Here is a 14,602-nt window from a genome sequence, read left to right as displayed (position 1 = left end):
TGGTAAAATGCTTATCATTACGAGCCTTACGATCTGCTCGATGGGAGGAAGTTCACATGCATCCAAAAAAAGTCCCCCGTTAATCCCGAGGTCCTCCATTCATGTATTTGTGTCAGCTCACCCCACAATATATCAAGGGAGATGTACGTAAATGAACATGAATGGACCTGTACAAATATCTCGAAGTGAACGATTGCAAACCTGCCAAGAAATTGCTGAAAGATTACAGGAAGTGTACAAAGAAAAGGTTCTGGCCATTGGGGTGTATGGTTCCGTTTCTCGAGGGACAGACGGCCCTTACTCGGATATCGAGATGTTTTGTGTACTAGAAGAATCAGGGGAAGAAATAGAATTTAGCTACGAATGGTCAGCGGGACCTTGGAAGGCTGAAGTGAATGTGTGCAGTGCAGATGTTTTGCTGAACACTGCTGCTACTGTCGAGGATGATTGGCCGCTGACACATGGCCCATTCTTTTCTCCGCTCAGTCTGTACGATCCGAAGGGCTTTTTTGAAACGCTCAAAAAAGCAGCAGAATCACCGTCGCAGGAAGCGTTCACAGAGAATATCAACGGTATTCTCGTAGGGGAAATGTATGAGTTTATTGGCAAGCTGCGAAACGTAAATCTAAACGGCCCCCACACCTATCTGCCCTATTTGGCTATGGAGTTTGCCCAATACGGTGCGATGTTGATCGGGCTGCATAACCGACAGCTTTACTCAACAGGGGCCAAGGTTTTGCCAGAAGCGCTGGAATTACCGCATCGTCCGGCTGGATTCGATCAGGTAGCCAGCTTGGTAATGACGGGGGATTTGACTGATCCAGCAAAAATCGTTACCGCTTGCGAAGCATTCTGGGATGGTCTCCAAGAGTGGGCTGCACAGCATCAGTATGTGATTCATTCAGAACGAATTCCTTTTTAATGGATAAAAAAAGAAATGAGACCCCTACCAAAAGGGGTCTCGACTTACCAAGAAAGCCTTGTTTCCTAGCGAGGCTTTTATTTTTTCTTACTCAACTTTGCCACTCAAATGCTCATGAATGAGCTTCCATTCATCTGTCTCTGTTTTCGTAAAAATATTCGTGGCTCTACCACTTCCCTTGACGAATTCCCCGTTGTAATAGCCTTGATATTGATACGTATATACACAGCTAGCGGATCTTTGATCGACAGCAATCCACTGGACATCCGTAGCTGCATAGACTTCATCCTTGATCAGATGCCATGCATTTTCAAAGTAAGCGCGGATCTCACTCATGGATGTACACGTCTTGTCGGAAAACCAGTAAATGGCATTCGGATGAAGCACTTTTTCTACATTGGCAAAGTCATGTGTATTGGTAGCGTCAATATATTGCGCTAACGCCCGTTTATACTCTTCCATGAAGTAAATCCCTCTCTCCGCTAAAAAATGGTCTATTTATCCATATTTTATAGGTTTGCGGCAAAGAAAAAAAGCCCGCCCGATGTAGAAGGGGGCTATTCGGGCGGAAATGGAGGACGTAATGTCCATCGTAGGGTCTGACACATTCATGATAGTTGTCTGATGTTAAGGAAGAGTAGAGAGAACATGAAGCATTTGTTAATTTTAGGCTTTCTATATATGCGGAGGGCAAGCACCCGTTTTTTTCTTTTTAATCGCTGGGATAGACAGGCATCCATACAGGAGAGATGCGGCTGTCATAAGCTGAATGTGTACTGATCCTTGCCAGCAGATCGGTGCGTCCATCTGATTTCTATGAGAGGTGAGGAAGATCATGGGTTGCGATCGCGGAGGCTTCGGCTTTTTTGGTGGCGGGTTCATTTGGATTCTCATTATTATTTTCCTAGTGATTTGCTTTATTGATGATTAAGGTACTTGCAAAGAAAAGACTCTGTGCTCTTATACAAGAGACAGAGTCTTTTTTCTAGTCACTACTTCAAATGCTGCAAAAACTGACGTGTGCGTTCCTCACGCGGTTTTGCGAACAAATTGGAAGGTGTATCTCGCTCCACGATGACGCCTTGGTCCATGAAAATAACTTCGTCGGCCACTTCCCGGGCGAACCCCATCTCGTGCGTGACAACGATCATTGTCATTCCTTCCTGGGCAAGCTCCTTCATCACCTTCAACACTTCGCCAACGAGCTCAGGGTCGAGAGCGGAGGTAGGCTCGTCAAATAGCATGACTTGCGGGTCCATCGCCAATGCCCGCGCAATCCCTACGCGCTGCTGCTGTCCGCCAGACAACTGTGCCGGAAAATGGTCCAGCTTGTCGCCGAGACCGACCTTTTTCAGGAGAGCAACGGCTTTCGTGCGTGCTTTTTCTTTGTCTTCCTTTTTGACAGTGACAGGCCCCTCCATGACATTTTCAACGGCTGTCATGTGAGGGAACAGATTGTAGTTTTGGAACACCATCCCTGTCTGCTTACGCAGCTTCGGAATACTTGTTCTCTCTACTTTTTTGGAAAAGTCCAGCTTGACGTCGCCAATTTGGACGCTGCCGCTGGTCGGAACCTCAAGTGCATTCAGGCAGCGAAGCAAGGTTGTCTTCCCGGAGCCAGAAGGACCGATGATAACGACTACCTTTCCTTTTTCCACCGAGAGGGAAATGCCTTTGAGCACATGTAAGGTGTTGAATTGTTTATGCACATCCGTGATCGTAATCATTCGTTTTCACCTGCTTTTTAGACGTAACGGTCCAGCTTGTTTTCAATGCGATCCTGGATAATGGAGAGTACGAAACAAATCACCCAGTAGATAAGGGCCGCTTCCACATAGACGAGCAGCGGCTCATATGTCGCAGCAACGACTTCCTGGGCTTTGCGAAACATCTCCGGAACCAGAACGACCGAAGCCAGCGAAGTATCCTTGACCAAACTAATAAACGAATTGGATAAAGGAGGAATGGAGACGCGAGCTGCCTGAGGGAGCACGACTCTGCGCAGTGCTTGCCAGTAGGTCATCCCCAGGGAGTAGGCTGCTTCCCATTGCCCTTTGTGAATGGACAAGATCGCGGCACGTACTACCTCGGAGGAGTAGGCACCTACGCTGAGAGAGAAGCCGATGATTGCCGACGGTATCGGATCGATCATCAAGCCGATGCTCGGCAATCCGTAAAAAATGATGAACAATTGGACCAATAAAGGAGTACCGCGAATGATCGATACATAAAAGCGGGCGATGGCAATCAGCGGCTTTATGCCGGATAGACGTGCAAGCGCAGTGAGAACCGCTAAGATTAGACCAATGAAAAAGGCAGCGATGGCGATTGTTAAAGAATAGAGCAAGGCTCCTTTCAACAGGGGAAGAAAGGAGCTTTGCGCGATATCGATCCATCGGTTCAGGCGTTCTGGGTTTTCAAAGAAGCTACTTAGAGACATCTGCACCAAACCATTTCTCTGATATTTTTGCGAGGGTACCATCTTTCGTCATGTCATCCAGTGCTTTGTTGAATGCATCAACCAGCTCTGTGCTGCCCTTGCGGAAGAGGAAGCCGTTTTTCGCTACGTTCGGATCTTTTGCGATTATTTTGATAGGAACATCAGGCTTTTGCTTCATGAAGTCCAACAGGGAAATCCCATCGTTGATCGTAATGTCTACACGCTTGGAAACAAGCAGGTCAATCGCTTGGTTAAAGCCTTCCACACCGACGATTTCCGCTCCGTTTTTCTTCGCGATATCGGTGAGGTTGCTCGTCAATGTTTGTGCTGCTTTCAGACCTTTAATATCCTCGAAGCCTTTTACGGTCGTGTTGTCTTTATGGGTGACAAGGACCGCTGTGGATACGGTATATGGATTGGAGAAGTCGTACTTTTCCTGGCGATCAGGGCGAATGCCTACTTGATTGGCTACGACATCAAAGCGCTTGGAGTCGAGACCCGCGAACATCGCATCCCATTGTGTTTCTTGAAACACAGGCGTGACACCGATGCGCTTCGCTACCTCTGTCACGACCTCCACATCATAGCCCGTCAGCTTGCCAGACTGATCGTGGAACGTAAACGGCGCGTATGTGCCCTCCGTTCCAATCAGAATTTTACCGTCAGCTTTTACTTTTTCCAACAAGTTTTGTTCTGTTTTCTCTTCTGTTGGGGCAGGAGCGGCACTATTTTGCGGTGGTTGTCCCGTTGAAGACGACCCGCAACCTGCCAATGCGACTAACAGAGTGGAAGCGAGAAGGGAAAATAATAGTTTTTTCATAAAGTAACCCCCACTAAACCGATGTGAATTTGAATAGGAACATACTAAAAGGGACAGACAATTTTGTCAATCAGTAAGAATTACTTCGTGATGTCCTCGCCGAACCATTTAGTGGAAATTTTGGAAAGGGTGCCGTCCTGATGCATCTCATCGAGCACTTTGTTAATCGCGTCAGTGAGTTCTGTGCTTCCTTTTCGGAACATGAAAGCGGTTGGTTGGCCATCTGCATTTTTTGCCACGACTTTGATTGGCGTATCCGGCTTTTGTTTCAGAAAATCAAGCACCGACAAATTATCGTTGAGCACAACGTCCACTCGTTTTTGTGCGATCAGGTCAATCGCCTGATTGAAGTTGTCTACACCGACGATTTCCGCCTCATTGGCGCGTGCGAGGTCAGCGTAGTTACTGGTCATGGATTGTCCGGCTTTTAACCCTTTGATATCCTTGAAGTCTTTGACGGTGTTATTGTCCTTGTGCGTGACCAAAACCGCACGGGAAATCGTATATGGCTTGGAGAAATCGTACTTTTCCTGACGGTCAGGACGGATTCCTACCTGATTGGCAATGACATCAAAGCGCTTGGAGTCGAGTCCCGCAAACATGGCGTCCCACTGGGTTTCCTGGAACACAGGCTCTACACCGAGTCGCTTGGCAACTTCTGTGACAACCTCCACATCATACCCGGTCAATTTGCCCGACTGATCATGGTAGGTAAACGGAGAGTATGTACCTTCCGTACCAATAACGAGCTTCTTCTCGGCTTTCACTTTTTCCAGCAAATTTTGCGAAGCTGCTTGATCAGCAGGCGGGGTTGTATGATTGGGCTGAGAAGGAGAACCGGAAGTGCTGCATCCAACCATTCCCAGTAGCAGACAAGATAGTAAGGTAGACAGAATGACTTTTTTCATGTTGTAATCCCCTTTATGTTAATCGGATTTCATGGATTCATAGTAGTGGTCGTTCATGCCTTTGTCAATCTTTAAATTGTTAAAACCTATTTGATTACTTTGAATTGAGATCTGTGCAGCTGCGGTGAAGAGAAGAATATTTCCAGACTAGGCTCCAGGCTTCGTCCTGCTGGGGGTAAAGACTGTCCGCTCCGAAGGGATTCACGAGGAAACGCAAAAGTGGTAGCCGCTACGACGCGTGGGCACGGTTGCGTTTCTTTTGCCCGCGAATCCCTTCTCCGCTCGGTAGGACTCCACAAGTCGCTACGTCTGGAAATATTCTTCTCTGTCGTAACAGATTACGATCTTCCATCTATTAAGGCATTAAAAAATCGAATCAAACTGACAGCTTGTAGAGGAAACAGGAGAAATAAGCGAAGATCTTAGGGACACCGACCGAGGCGCAATGAAAAAAAGAGAAACAAGCTCTTAGCGTCCACCTCTGAGACGCCTCCTGAATGGACGACTTTGGACGCGGGTTTCGCTTTTTTTCATGGAGCCGGGCAGTCAATCCCACAGCGGGTGAACCTAGAATCTGAGCGTTTTCTCCTGTTTCCTCCCCACCCCTACAGTAACGTTTACACTTATTATCTCTTTTAAGATTCTCCATTCATGCGGGAGCTATGTGCATGAGACGAAACTTGGCGCAGAAGTAGTGGTTGAGGTTCCTCGACAAGAAGCGTACAATTAGTACGAATTGAAAGGCCTACAAGCAATGACGTGCTTGTTCTTCATAGGAGAGCGCACCGATAAAAGGAGTCAATCATCATGTTAAACGACTGGCGTATGTATACAGATGGAAGTGGAATGGAGCAAAAGCATGTAGCTTGGCATGAAGTGTTGAAGGAAATCGCTCAATTGGATGGAGTAACGCGGACATTGGTTCACGCTGCATATGGAGACCATGTGGATTTGGTCGTGGCAGGCGGGAACAACGGCAAAGTATTGGTGCAATGGAAAGAACACGAGCCGGCGGAGCAGCACTTTGTCCTTGCGGCAGACAAACAATCGGCGGTGATGTCCACGCTTGTCATCGAGGGTAGTGAAGTTGCCTTTCCCCTTTCCTGGTGTGTTCCGCTTGAGCAGGTTGTTCCTTTGTGCGGAGATTTGCTACGAACATGTGAAAAAGGGGAGCCGACCGAACTCGAATGGCTTCCGGTAGAAATGTAGGCAGGAGGGCAGCATGGAACTACAAACGTTGCAGCAGTCCATCCTCATCATGGCCGTCATCATTGGGATCGGTAGCTTAATCGGCTACCGGCAACCCTTGACTGCGGACTCTCGCCAACTCGTCATCACGATTATTGTAAACGTAGCCATGCCGTGCATTATCTTAGACGGGATCTTTCAGACAACCATTGATCAGCAAATTTTATACCAAATTTTTGCAATATTCTTCATTTCGATTATCCTGAACTGCCTGGGCATTTTTATCGGCTGGTTAGGTGCGCGTGCACTACCTCTTCCGGTGAAAAAACGTCGGGAGATCGCGCTCTTGTCCGGCTTGGGGAATACAGGCTTCATCGGTTTGCCGCTTTGTGCCGCATTGTTTGGGCCAAAAGGGGCGCTCTTGGCAGCTATTTTCGACGCAGGCGTGGATGTCGTGCTATGGACAGTAGGAGTGATGATGCTCCAGGAAAAAGGAAGCTTCTCCTTGAAAGGGCTCAAGACACTCATCAACATTCCGATGATTGCGATTGTATTTGGACTGGGTTCTGCCATCATCGGGTTTGTGCCGCCTGAGCCTGTGAAGCAGCTGTTTGGAACGCTGTCCAAGCTCGCCTCTCCGTTAGCCATGATGTACATTGGTATGCTCTTGCCGATGTTTTTGCGCAACAAACCGCAAGTGTCATTGAAGCTTTTAAGTATGCCACTCACGTTTAAATTAGTTGTTTTTCCGCTGATGACGGCGGTTCTTTTGTCCGTTTTTTCAATCGACAGCGATATCGTCAGCGTTTCCCTTGTGCAAGTAGCAATGCCCACCCTGACATTGGCCTCGATCTTGTTCGGGCGCTATGCGGCGGATGAGGAGATGGGCGCCATGACAACGGTTTGTTCCACCTTGCTGGCGCTCTTGTCTATCCCGGTTGTTCTGGTCATGGGAAATTGGCTTTTGCACTAATCTCTCGCCAATCTCAGTCATAGTGAAACGAATCAGAGGAACCCTATGTCTAACAAGTAAAGAATGACGAAAATGATGATCAGGGATGGAGGAACAACAATGAAAGGCAAATCGATTTTGGCTGTTGCCCTGACACTGCAAGTGTTGGCGGCTTATCCTGTGCAGGCGGCAGTGTCTAGCACACCCCAAACAACGACTGCTCCGATACTGGTAAACGGAGAGCAATCTTCCTTGGCAAAAGCACCGATTCTCGTCCAGCAGCGTACGTATGTCTCCGCTGAGGATGCGAGCCGGATTTTAGAAGGTACTTGGAAACAAGATGCAACGAATGGAGAAATGAAGCTGGCAAAAGGTACGCTGACGTTCCACCTCGTTACAGGAAAAGTAGCGTTGAATGGCAAGTGGCTACTAGATGGGCAGGGCGCAATCGTGCGTGACAAGCAAGTGTATCTGCCGTTGAGATGGATGGCAGAGCAGGCCGGACATCAAATCACGTGGAATGCCGAGAAAAAGGCGGTGGAAATTGTGATGGCTGGGGAAGAGAGTACGTTTACGCTTGTCGATGCCGATAAGCTGACGGAACAGGAACGTACGTTTATTGACTCGGTAAAAGAACAGCAAGGCATTCACAAGCAGGGAGATCTTTACGTCATCGCACGCGGGGCCTCACCGAACCCTGGCTACGGACTGCAAGTAACCAAAGTCGAGCAGGGCTGGGAGCAGCTTTTTGTGTATGTCAAACAAACGTTGCCTGATCCGGGCAGAATGTACCCGCAAGTGATTTCCTATCCGTATTTGGTGGCAAAAGTAAAGCTGCCGCCTTACACGACGATTGTATTCCTGGATGCAGAGACGAAGAAGCCGTTGTTTGCCACAGAAGGCAACGGAAGTCGATAAAAAAATCGGGTAAAAGATGTAGAGGGCCTGCTAGCGAGGAGCACGTAGCAGGCCCCCTTGTTTTTGTGTGACGCCTGATGTAAGATATGGTTGTGATTTCCTATCCCTTGAGAAATGGAGGTGTGTGTACGTGTTCGGAACTCTGCAAGCATGGTTTGTGGTAGAAACTTCCAGTATGACGCATGATTTTGCATTCAACGGGACCAGTCTGTCCTTTTTTGCGCATACAACTGAACGGAGTTTCCATAGGCGTACCATGCATCGATCAGGGGCGGTTTGTTCTTGTCTATAATGGGTAACTGACGTAAGGTCGGTCCCTTTCACGATGCCGCAGGTAATGGCCTGCGGCTTTTTTGCGTCCACTCGCACGTGCGGTGTGGTCTTCAAAATTGTGCCGGGGCCACCAGGAAATCCATTGTTTTGAACCGTTACCAACTTTTCAAGGAGGAAATAATCATGATTATTGTCGCGACACAGCAATTGCAGAAATCGTACGGAGCAGATCCGGTTTTACAAGATATCACATTGGAAATCAAAGTAGGAGAACGCGTCGGGATCGTCGGACCGAACGGAGCAGGCAAAACCACGTTGTTCAAGCTGCTGGCAGGCATCGAAAGCCCTGATTCTGGTGAGCTTTTTCGGGCAAAAGGAACGATATGGGCGTACCTGCCGCAAACGCCGCAGTATCCGGCTGAATGGACGGGGGCGGATGTCGTAGCCAGCGCGTTTGCCGATGTCATCAAGCTGCAAGAGCAGATGCGCGAGCTCGAGCAACAGATGGGATTACTTTACGAGAATGAACAAGAGCTAAACCGCCTCATGCTGCGCTATCAAAAGCTGCAAGATGAATTTGAACAACTGGATGGCTATCAGTGGGAGACGAAAATGACCCAGGTGACACAGGGCTTAGGGGTTAGTTCAGAATTGTTAGCGACACCTTTTGCCCAACTCAGTGGTGGGGAAAAGACAAAGGCTGGCCTTGCCAAGCTACTCTGCCAACAAAGCGATGTTCTACTTTTGGATGAGCCGACCAACCATCTGGATGTGGAGTCGATGGAGTGGCTGGAGGAGTTTTTAAAAAATTATCAGGGCACGATCCTGATCATCTCCCATGACCGTTATTTTTTGGATGCCGTCGTCACGTCTGTCTATCATGTGGACGGAGGAGAAGCCGAATTTTATATCGGCAATTACAGCGCGTTCGCTACGGAGCGTGAAGAGCGCTTGCTACGCCAGTTTGCCGCTTATCAGGAACAGCAAAAGCAAATCAAGAAAATGAAAGAGACAATCAAACGGCTCAAGGAGTGGGGCAATCGCTCCAATCCGCCAAACGAGGCTTTTCACCGAAGGGCAAAAAGCATGGAAAAAGCGCTGGCGCGAATTGAGCGTATCGAGCGACCGAAAATGGAAGCGGATCGCATGGGCTTGCAGTTTATGAAGACCGACCGAAGTGGGCAGGATGTGCTGAAAGCGACAGGGGTACAGAAAACATTTGGCGGAAAACAGTTGTTTGCGGACGCTAGCTTTTTATTGCGCTACGGGGAGCGAAAAGCGCTGCTTGGACCAAATGGCTGCGGTAAATCTACGCTGATTCGTATGCTGCTTGGTGAGTTAGAGCCAGACGCAGGTACGCTGAAAATTGGTAGCAGCGTTAAGGTAGGTTACTTGTCACAGCAGGCTTTGGAAGGGGATCAAAATCAGCGGCTGATTGACGTTTTCCGTGAAGTAGCCAGAGTGACGGAGCCAGAAGCACGACATTTGCTGGCACGGTTTATGTTTTACGGCGAACAAGTTTTTAAGCGGATCGGGCAGTTGAGCGGTGGAGAGCGGATGCGACTGCGCTTGGCGCAAATGATGCATCAGGAAATCAACCTGCTCATTCTGGACGAACCGACCAACCATCTGGATATCGAAGCGCGAGAAACATTGGAGGAAGCGCTGGCAGATTTTCGCGGGTCGTTGTTCATCATCTCGCATGATCGCTATTTCCTGCAAAAGATGGCAGATGGTGTGTTTTGGGTAGAAAATAAGCGGTTGGTTCACGATGTGGGTTCCTATGAGGAAGCAAGGGAAAAGCAAAAACAGCGGATCGCTGCTCGTGCCAGTAGGCCGGAGGATATAGAGCGAAAGCAGCCAGCCATCAAGCAAGTCCAAGAGACGGCCGTGACGAATGCGACAGCCAAACGTCCGAATCCATATAAGCTGGCAGAGCTTGAACACAAAATAGCTTCATTAGAAGGAAGAAAAGGTGAACTGACGTCCTTGCTCCAGAGTGAAGGCGCCGATTACGAGCAGTTAGTGGCTTGGCAACAAGCGATCGATCAGGTTCAGCAGGAGATAGAGGTAACCTTTTCGGCATGGATGGAGCTACAGGAACAGTAGGCTGCCATAAAAATAGCACCGCCAGCAAAGTGTAGAATGCTGGCGGTGCTGCCATTTGTATGGCTTACGATTGCACTTGTGTGCCTGGTTCTGGCAGGCGACGATAGCTGCTAACGAACCAGAGGAGGAGAAGTACCATCAAGACTCCTCCGAGGAAGAACGGACCGCTGTGCGAGACTTGGTAAACCGCTCCACCAGCTAATGGACCCAAGATGCGTCCAAGGCTGTCCATCGAGCTGATTGCCCCACTCGTCACGCCTTGGCCTTGCGTGGTTCGTTGAGTGATCATTGCTGTAGCTGTCGCTCTGATCATCCCTTGACCCGCTCCGAATAACGAGAGAATCAGCGCCAGCACCCAAAAGTTACCCGACAGTGGAATGGCAAAAAAGCCAATACCGTAAAGTATCATCCCAATGACGAGGACACTTGCTTCCCCTAGCTGTTTGACCATTCTTCCGATGAGTCCGCCTTGTACCGCGGCAGCAATCAAGCCCATGACGAGAAACATATAGCCGAGGTCTTTGGAGGTAAAGCCGTACAAATCACTTATGTACAGGGCAAAAGTCGTTTCCAGTCCGGAAAAAGCAAAGGAGACAGTGAACAAAATACCGTACAGCAAGGACATGGAACCAAACAAAGAGACAAGTGGATTTTGGCGCTGTTCTTTTTGCAGATTCGCCCGTTTTTCTTTCGGCAAGCTCTCTGGCAAGGCAAACAGGATCAGGAAAAACGTAAGCAACGCCACGATACCCGAAGCATAGAAGGGAACGGCAAAGCCGAATTCACTGAGGAGCCCACCAATTACCGGACCGAACACAAAGCTAAGTCCAATCCCGGCGCCAATGACTCCCATCCCTTTTGCCCGTTCCTCTGAAGGGAAGAGATCCGCCACCATAGCGGTTACGGTTGGCAATGCGGCAGCCGAGACGATCCCACCCAAAATGCGATACAGGAGCATTTCTGTATAACTGTCAGCTAGTCCAAACAGGATAAAGGTGATGGAAAAGCCGAACAGCCCGAATGAGATGAGTGGCTTTCGCCCGATTCTGTCTGAAAGTGCTCCCCAAATCGGTGCAAACACCAGCTGCATAATATTGTAGCTGGCAAAAAGCACGCCGATTTGAAACGAAGTCGCACCCAATTTTTCCGCGAAAAAGGGAAGAATGGGGATAATGATGCCAAAACCGAGCATGATGAAAAAAGCAATAAAGAACAAGAGGGCAAGGTGCTTCTTATTCACTACGTCTACCTCTTTTCGCACAAAAATCTGTTCAAGCGGATTGTTTACTTTTTCCACCTTACGTGAAGGAAAAGGCGAAGTCAAGCCAGCAACGTGGGCAGTTATTGCGAGACGTGCTATAATAGAAAAGAAATAAGAATGGCTACCTATATTGTCAAGTATATATCCATGAGGTGTTTGTTACATGTCTACTGCGATGCTTTACTACCTGGCCTGGCAAGAAGATGATTGGCTAGATGAAGTGCTCGATCGTTTTCCTGAGATCAATGCCATTGTTCCTTCAGTCAAAACGTTTGAGTTGCTGGCTAAACAAAGAGAGTCCGGAGAAATTGAGAGAGCTGTCCTCGTTCTGAATGCGGCTGTCGAACAGGAGAGATGCAAGGAGTTTTTACGCCTGTGTCAAGAACACCCGCAGTTGTCCGCGGACCCTTTGTATATCGTCGGATTGAAACCGGAAGAGGAGGAGGCGTGGCAAGAAGCGTATCCACACGCGAAGATCATCGTCATTACCGGCTTTGCTGTCGAGTTTGATTACGATGCCGTCCTCGCAAGGATGGAAATCGATCTGGAGGGAGCTCATTGAAAATAAACCCGAATGAATTCGATTTGAAGGCGTTTCTGCACCGTTTCGGATTGGTTATTTATACAGGCGATCCTGAAGGGGATTTGCTGTTGATAGAAGATGAAATTCGGGAGCTATATGAGCTGAATGTCATTGACAAGGAAGAGTTCATTGAAGCCATGTCAGCGTTGCGCAGCAAGCGTAAGGCTGAGGGAAGAGAATAGAATAAAGAGTAAGAACGTGTTTGCCAAGCCGTGTGTATACGGGAGATGGTAAACACGTTTTTTTATTGGCGATATCCAATAGTGAAATGTAATTTCGCAACTTTCTACCTATTTTTTCTAATTAGTTCAGTGTCCGATATCTATTATGTGGGCATTATTTCCTTATTTATATATAGATTGGATTTCGGTCGTCATCTCTTAGCACAAGCATCTTCCATCTGTATAGGAACCCTTACAGAGAGGAGGAGACTGTATGCCCAATATTGAAGGTATCTCTGTCCAGAAATCGAATGCCGAACGTAAGAGTTATGTGGTTGTTGGTGCCATTTTATCATGCAGCAGCGGAAGTCAGTTAAGTCGGCTGAAAATGCCATTCAGTCATGGTGTTTTTGTAAAAGGGAAGCCGCAAATGAATATCATGGACTTCGTTTCCAACGTTAATATCATGCCATTTGGAAAGTGCAGCAGCCTAAAGAATCCCGCTGTAGCCTCAGCCACCGCTGCCAATAACGGTGTACTCACGCCAATGCCTTGCACACCAGTGATGACGATGCCATGGATGGATGGAAAAACGGACAAAGTAGTCGGTGGACACCCCGCATTGCTGAACAAATCCACGAATATGTGTTTCCATTGTGGACTGATCAAGATTGAAGATGATGGGCAGGATTTAGGTGGTGTAACGATAGGGAATCAGTCGTCAGCAAACAGTAGACCTTCAGATGTCGGTTTTGGACAAGGACCAGCTTGCGAGAAGCCTCAGGAAAAGCCAACCATGTGGGACAACTTCGTCAAAGGGATATCAAAGCTGGGAGACGTTCCTGCTGCAATGCAAAAAGCGGCAAGTGAGCTACCAGGGGCTTTGGAGAAAGCCGCAAATGATTTGCCAAAAGGTTTGCAAAAGGCGGCAGAGGATTTACCTAAAGGTGTTAACGTGTTTGTGCAAGAAAGCTATGTTAAGCCAATACAGGAAGACTGGAATACGTTGCGGGATGATCAGCTAAATTTCGCCGATGCCGATGCAGTCGGTGGGATTGTTTTAGCGGCACTTACGGTGGGAAGAAGTAAAAATGCTGAGGATTTATGGGATGGGTTAGCGAATGTAAATAAGAGGAAGGTTAATGTTAATAAGAATACTAAATTTTCCGAGATGGGCGAAGAGCAACAACTTAATATAGCAAAAGAGTATAGAAAGAATGCACCAATCGAAATACCTGAAAATGCAAATATGAAAGCAAAGTCAATGAACGATGGCTACGAACAAATAACTTACAAGTGGAATGACGGAACATATAAATATGAAGTTAGGTGGCATACAAGAACCTCTGGAGCGCCGGTTGAACAAGGAAACACCTGGGTAATTCAAAGAACTATTCCTGGCAGTGGAGGACAAAAGCCAAAGTCATTTTATAAAATTGGAGAAAATGAATGGGTGGAAGGGTACAAGTGGTATGAAGCAATAGCTGCTAGAAAAGCGGGAACCGCTACACCTGAACAAGTAAGAATATTAGATCAAGGTCATTGGAAGGAGTAATATCATGAAATCAGAAGTGATAAATGATTTATATTATGTTGGATTTGAAGGAGAGCCTGAGATAATCTTTATGTATGAAAAATCAACTGAAGTTCAAGTGCTCAAGCTTTGGAATGGGTATTTTGAATCATTGCTAGATTGCTTGGTTCAACAGCGTCCCGTTCATGATGGAATTTTACATGAATATTACTTTCATGAAGGATGGTATGAAGAAAGCCCTTGGGAAATCAAAGATGTTGAAAAAGCAATACAATTGTTTAAATCATTTGATGTTAAGAAAGTTACAGAAAAAGAATCGAGTAATATCATTCCAGTTCTCCCTGATATTACAATGAATATTATTAGCTTTTTAGAGCAAGCAATTCAAAGTGGAAATAGAGTGTTTATTGTGTACGAATAAGTGAATTTCTATCATTTTATGTAGATCAGTTTATACAATCCAAACCAAACAAAAAACTTGAAAACCCCTCATGATTCACCTAAAAAGCTCATTCCACTTTAAACACAAAGGA

The 14,602-nt window shown here is 47.3% G+C and carries 14 protein-coding genes and 1 pseudogene; 9 read left to right on the top strand and 6 right to left on the bottom strand.

The genetic code is table 11. From position 1 onward, the window contains the following. Nucleotides 1–151: 151 nt before the first annotated feature. Nucleotides 152–922 carry an ANT(4')-I family aminoglycoside nucleotidyltransferase gene (locus tag ASG16_RS17380; protein WP_056489636.1) on the top strand — a complete coding sequence of 257 codons (771 nt, stop codon included), beginning with the start codon at nt 152–154 and terminating at the stop codon, nt 920–922. 87 nt (nt 923–1,009) lie between these two features. Here ASG16_RS17380 and ASG16_RS17375 read toward each other — a convergent pair whose 3' ends face one another. The 5 genes from ASG16_RS17375 to ASG16_RS17355 form a co-directional block, all read right to left on the bottom strand. Beyond that, the gene (locus ASG16_RS17375; protein ID WP_056489635.1) at nt 1,010–1,384 is read right to left on the bottom strand and encodes a YybH family protein; all 375 of its coding nucleotides are present in this window, start codon (nt 1,382–1,384) and stop codon (nt 1,010–1,012) included. 530 nt (nt 1,385–1,914) lie between these two features. Continuing rightward, the gene (locus ASG16_RS17370) at nt 1,915–2,649 is read right to left on the bottom strand and encodes an amino acid ABC transporter ATP-binding protein (RefSeq protein WP_056489633.1); all 735 of its coding nucleotides are present in this window, start codon (nt 2,647–2,649) and stop codon (nt 1,915–1,917) included. A gap of 17 nt (nt 2,650–2,666) precedes the next feature. Then, the gene (locus ASG16_RS17365) at nt 2,667–3,362 is read right to left on the bottom strand and encodes an amino acid ABC transporter permease (protein WP_056489631.1); all 696 of its coding nucleotides are present in this window, start codon (nt 3,360–3,362) and stop codon (nt 2,667–2,669) included. Further along, nucleotides 3,349–4,182 carry an amino acid ABC transporter substrate-binding protein gene (locus ASG16_RS17360; protein WP_056489629.1) on the bottom strand — a complete coding sequence of 278 codons (834 nt, stop codon included), beginning with the start codon at nt 4,180–4,182 and terminating at the stop codon, nt 3,349–3,351. The genes ASG16_RS17365 and ASG16_RS17360 overlap by 14 nt, the downstream gene beginning before the upstream one ends. A gap of 80 nt (nt 4,183–4,262) precedes the next feature. Then, complete coding sequence (locus ASG16_RS17355) at nt 4,263–5,090, bottom strand: amino acid ABC transporter substrate-binding protein (protein ID WP_056489626.1); 828 nt, start codon at nt 5,088–5,090, stop codon at nt 4,263–4,265. 807 nt (nt 5,091–5,897) lie between these two features. Between ASG16_RS17355 and ASG16_RS17345 the strand changes: the two genes are divergently transcribed. The 4 genes from ASG16_RS17345 to abc-f all read left to right on the top strand — a co-directional run bounded on the left by ASG16_RS17345 (nt 5,898) and on the right by abc-f (nt 10,530). Next, the gene (locus ASG16_RS17345) at nt 5,898–6,299 is read left to right on the top strand and encodes a hypothetical protein (RefSeq protein ID WP_056489624.1); all 402 of its coding nucleotides are present in this window, start codon (nt 5,898–5,900) and stop codon (nt 6,297–6,299) included. A gap of 13 nt (nt 6,300–6,312) precedes the next feature. Then, nucleotides 6,313–7,251, top strand: coding sequence for an AEC family transporter (locus ASG16_RS17340; protein WP_056489623.1), 939 nt, complete (start codon nt 6,313–6,315; stop codon nt 7,249–7,251). A gap of 99 nt (nt 7,252–7,350) precedes the next feature. After that, a complete protein-coding gene (locus ASG16_RS17335; protein WP_056489621.1) occupies nt 7,351–8,148 on the top strand; it encodes a stalk domain-containing protein in 798 nt (265 codons plus the stop codon). A gap of 456 nt (nt 8,149–8,604) precedes the next feature. Then, entirely contained in the window at nt 8,605–10,530 is a 1,926-nt protein-coding gene (gene abc-f / locus ASG16_RS17330) for a ribosomal protection-like ABC-F family protein (protein WP_056489619.1), read from the top strand. Nucleotides 10,531–10,594: 64 nt separating this feature from the next. Here the strand turns inward: abc-f and ASG16_RS17325 are convergent, their stop codons facing one another. Then, nucleotides 10,595–11,932, bottom strand: coding sequence for an MFS transporter (locus ASG16_RS17325; RefSeq protein WP_370444401.1), 1,338 nt, complete (start codon nt 11,930–11,932; stop codon nt 10,595–10,597). A gap of 22 nt (nt 11,933–11,954) precedes the next feature. Here ASG16_RS17325 and ASG16_RS17320 point away from each other — a divergent pair, with 22 nt between their 5' ends. The 4 genes and pseudogenes from ASG16_RS17320 to ASG16_RS17305 all read left to right on the top strand — a co-directional run bounded on the left by ASG16_RS17320 (nt 11,955) and on the right by ASG16_RS17305 (nt 14,490). After that, nucleotides 11,955–12,353: a hypothetical protein gene (locus tag ASG16_RS17320; protein WP_056489615.1), complete on the top strand. Its 399-nt coding sequence runs from the start codon at nt 11,955–11,957 to the stop codon at nt 12,351–12,353. Further along, nucleotides 12,350–12,556: a YqgQ family protein gene (locus tag ASG16_RS17315; protein ID WP_015892550.1), complete on the top strand. Its 207-nt coding sequence runs from the start codon at nt 12,350–12,352 to the stop codon at nt 12,554–12,556. The genes ASG16_RS17320 and ASG16_RS17315 overlap by 4 nt, the downstream gene beginning before the upstream one ends. A gap of 253 nt (nt 12,557–12,809) precedes the next feature. Further along, nucleotides 12,810–13,229, top strand: a pseudogene (locus tag ASG16_RS31630) (DUF4280 domain-containing protein); the annotation flags it as partial. Between the two features lie 865 nt (nt 13,230–14,094). Beyond that, nucleotides 14,095–14,490, top strand: a complete 396-nt coding sequence (locus ASG16_RS17305) for a hypothetical protein (protein ID WP_056489613.1) — start codon at nt 14,095–14,097, stop codon at nt 14,488–14,490. The last annotated feature ends 112 nt before the right edge of the window (nt 14,491–14,602 follow it).

The sequence above is a fragment of the Brevibacillus sp. Leaf182 genome (assembly GCF_001423865.2).
Taxonomy (GTDB): domain Bacteria; phylum Bacillota; class Bacilli; order Brevibacillales; family Brevibacillaceae; genus Brevibacillus; species Brevibacillus brevis_C.
The sequence above is the reverse complement of the archived record's forward strand: the minus strand, read 5'-3'. Positions and strand labels throughout refer to the sequence as shown.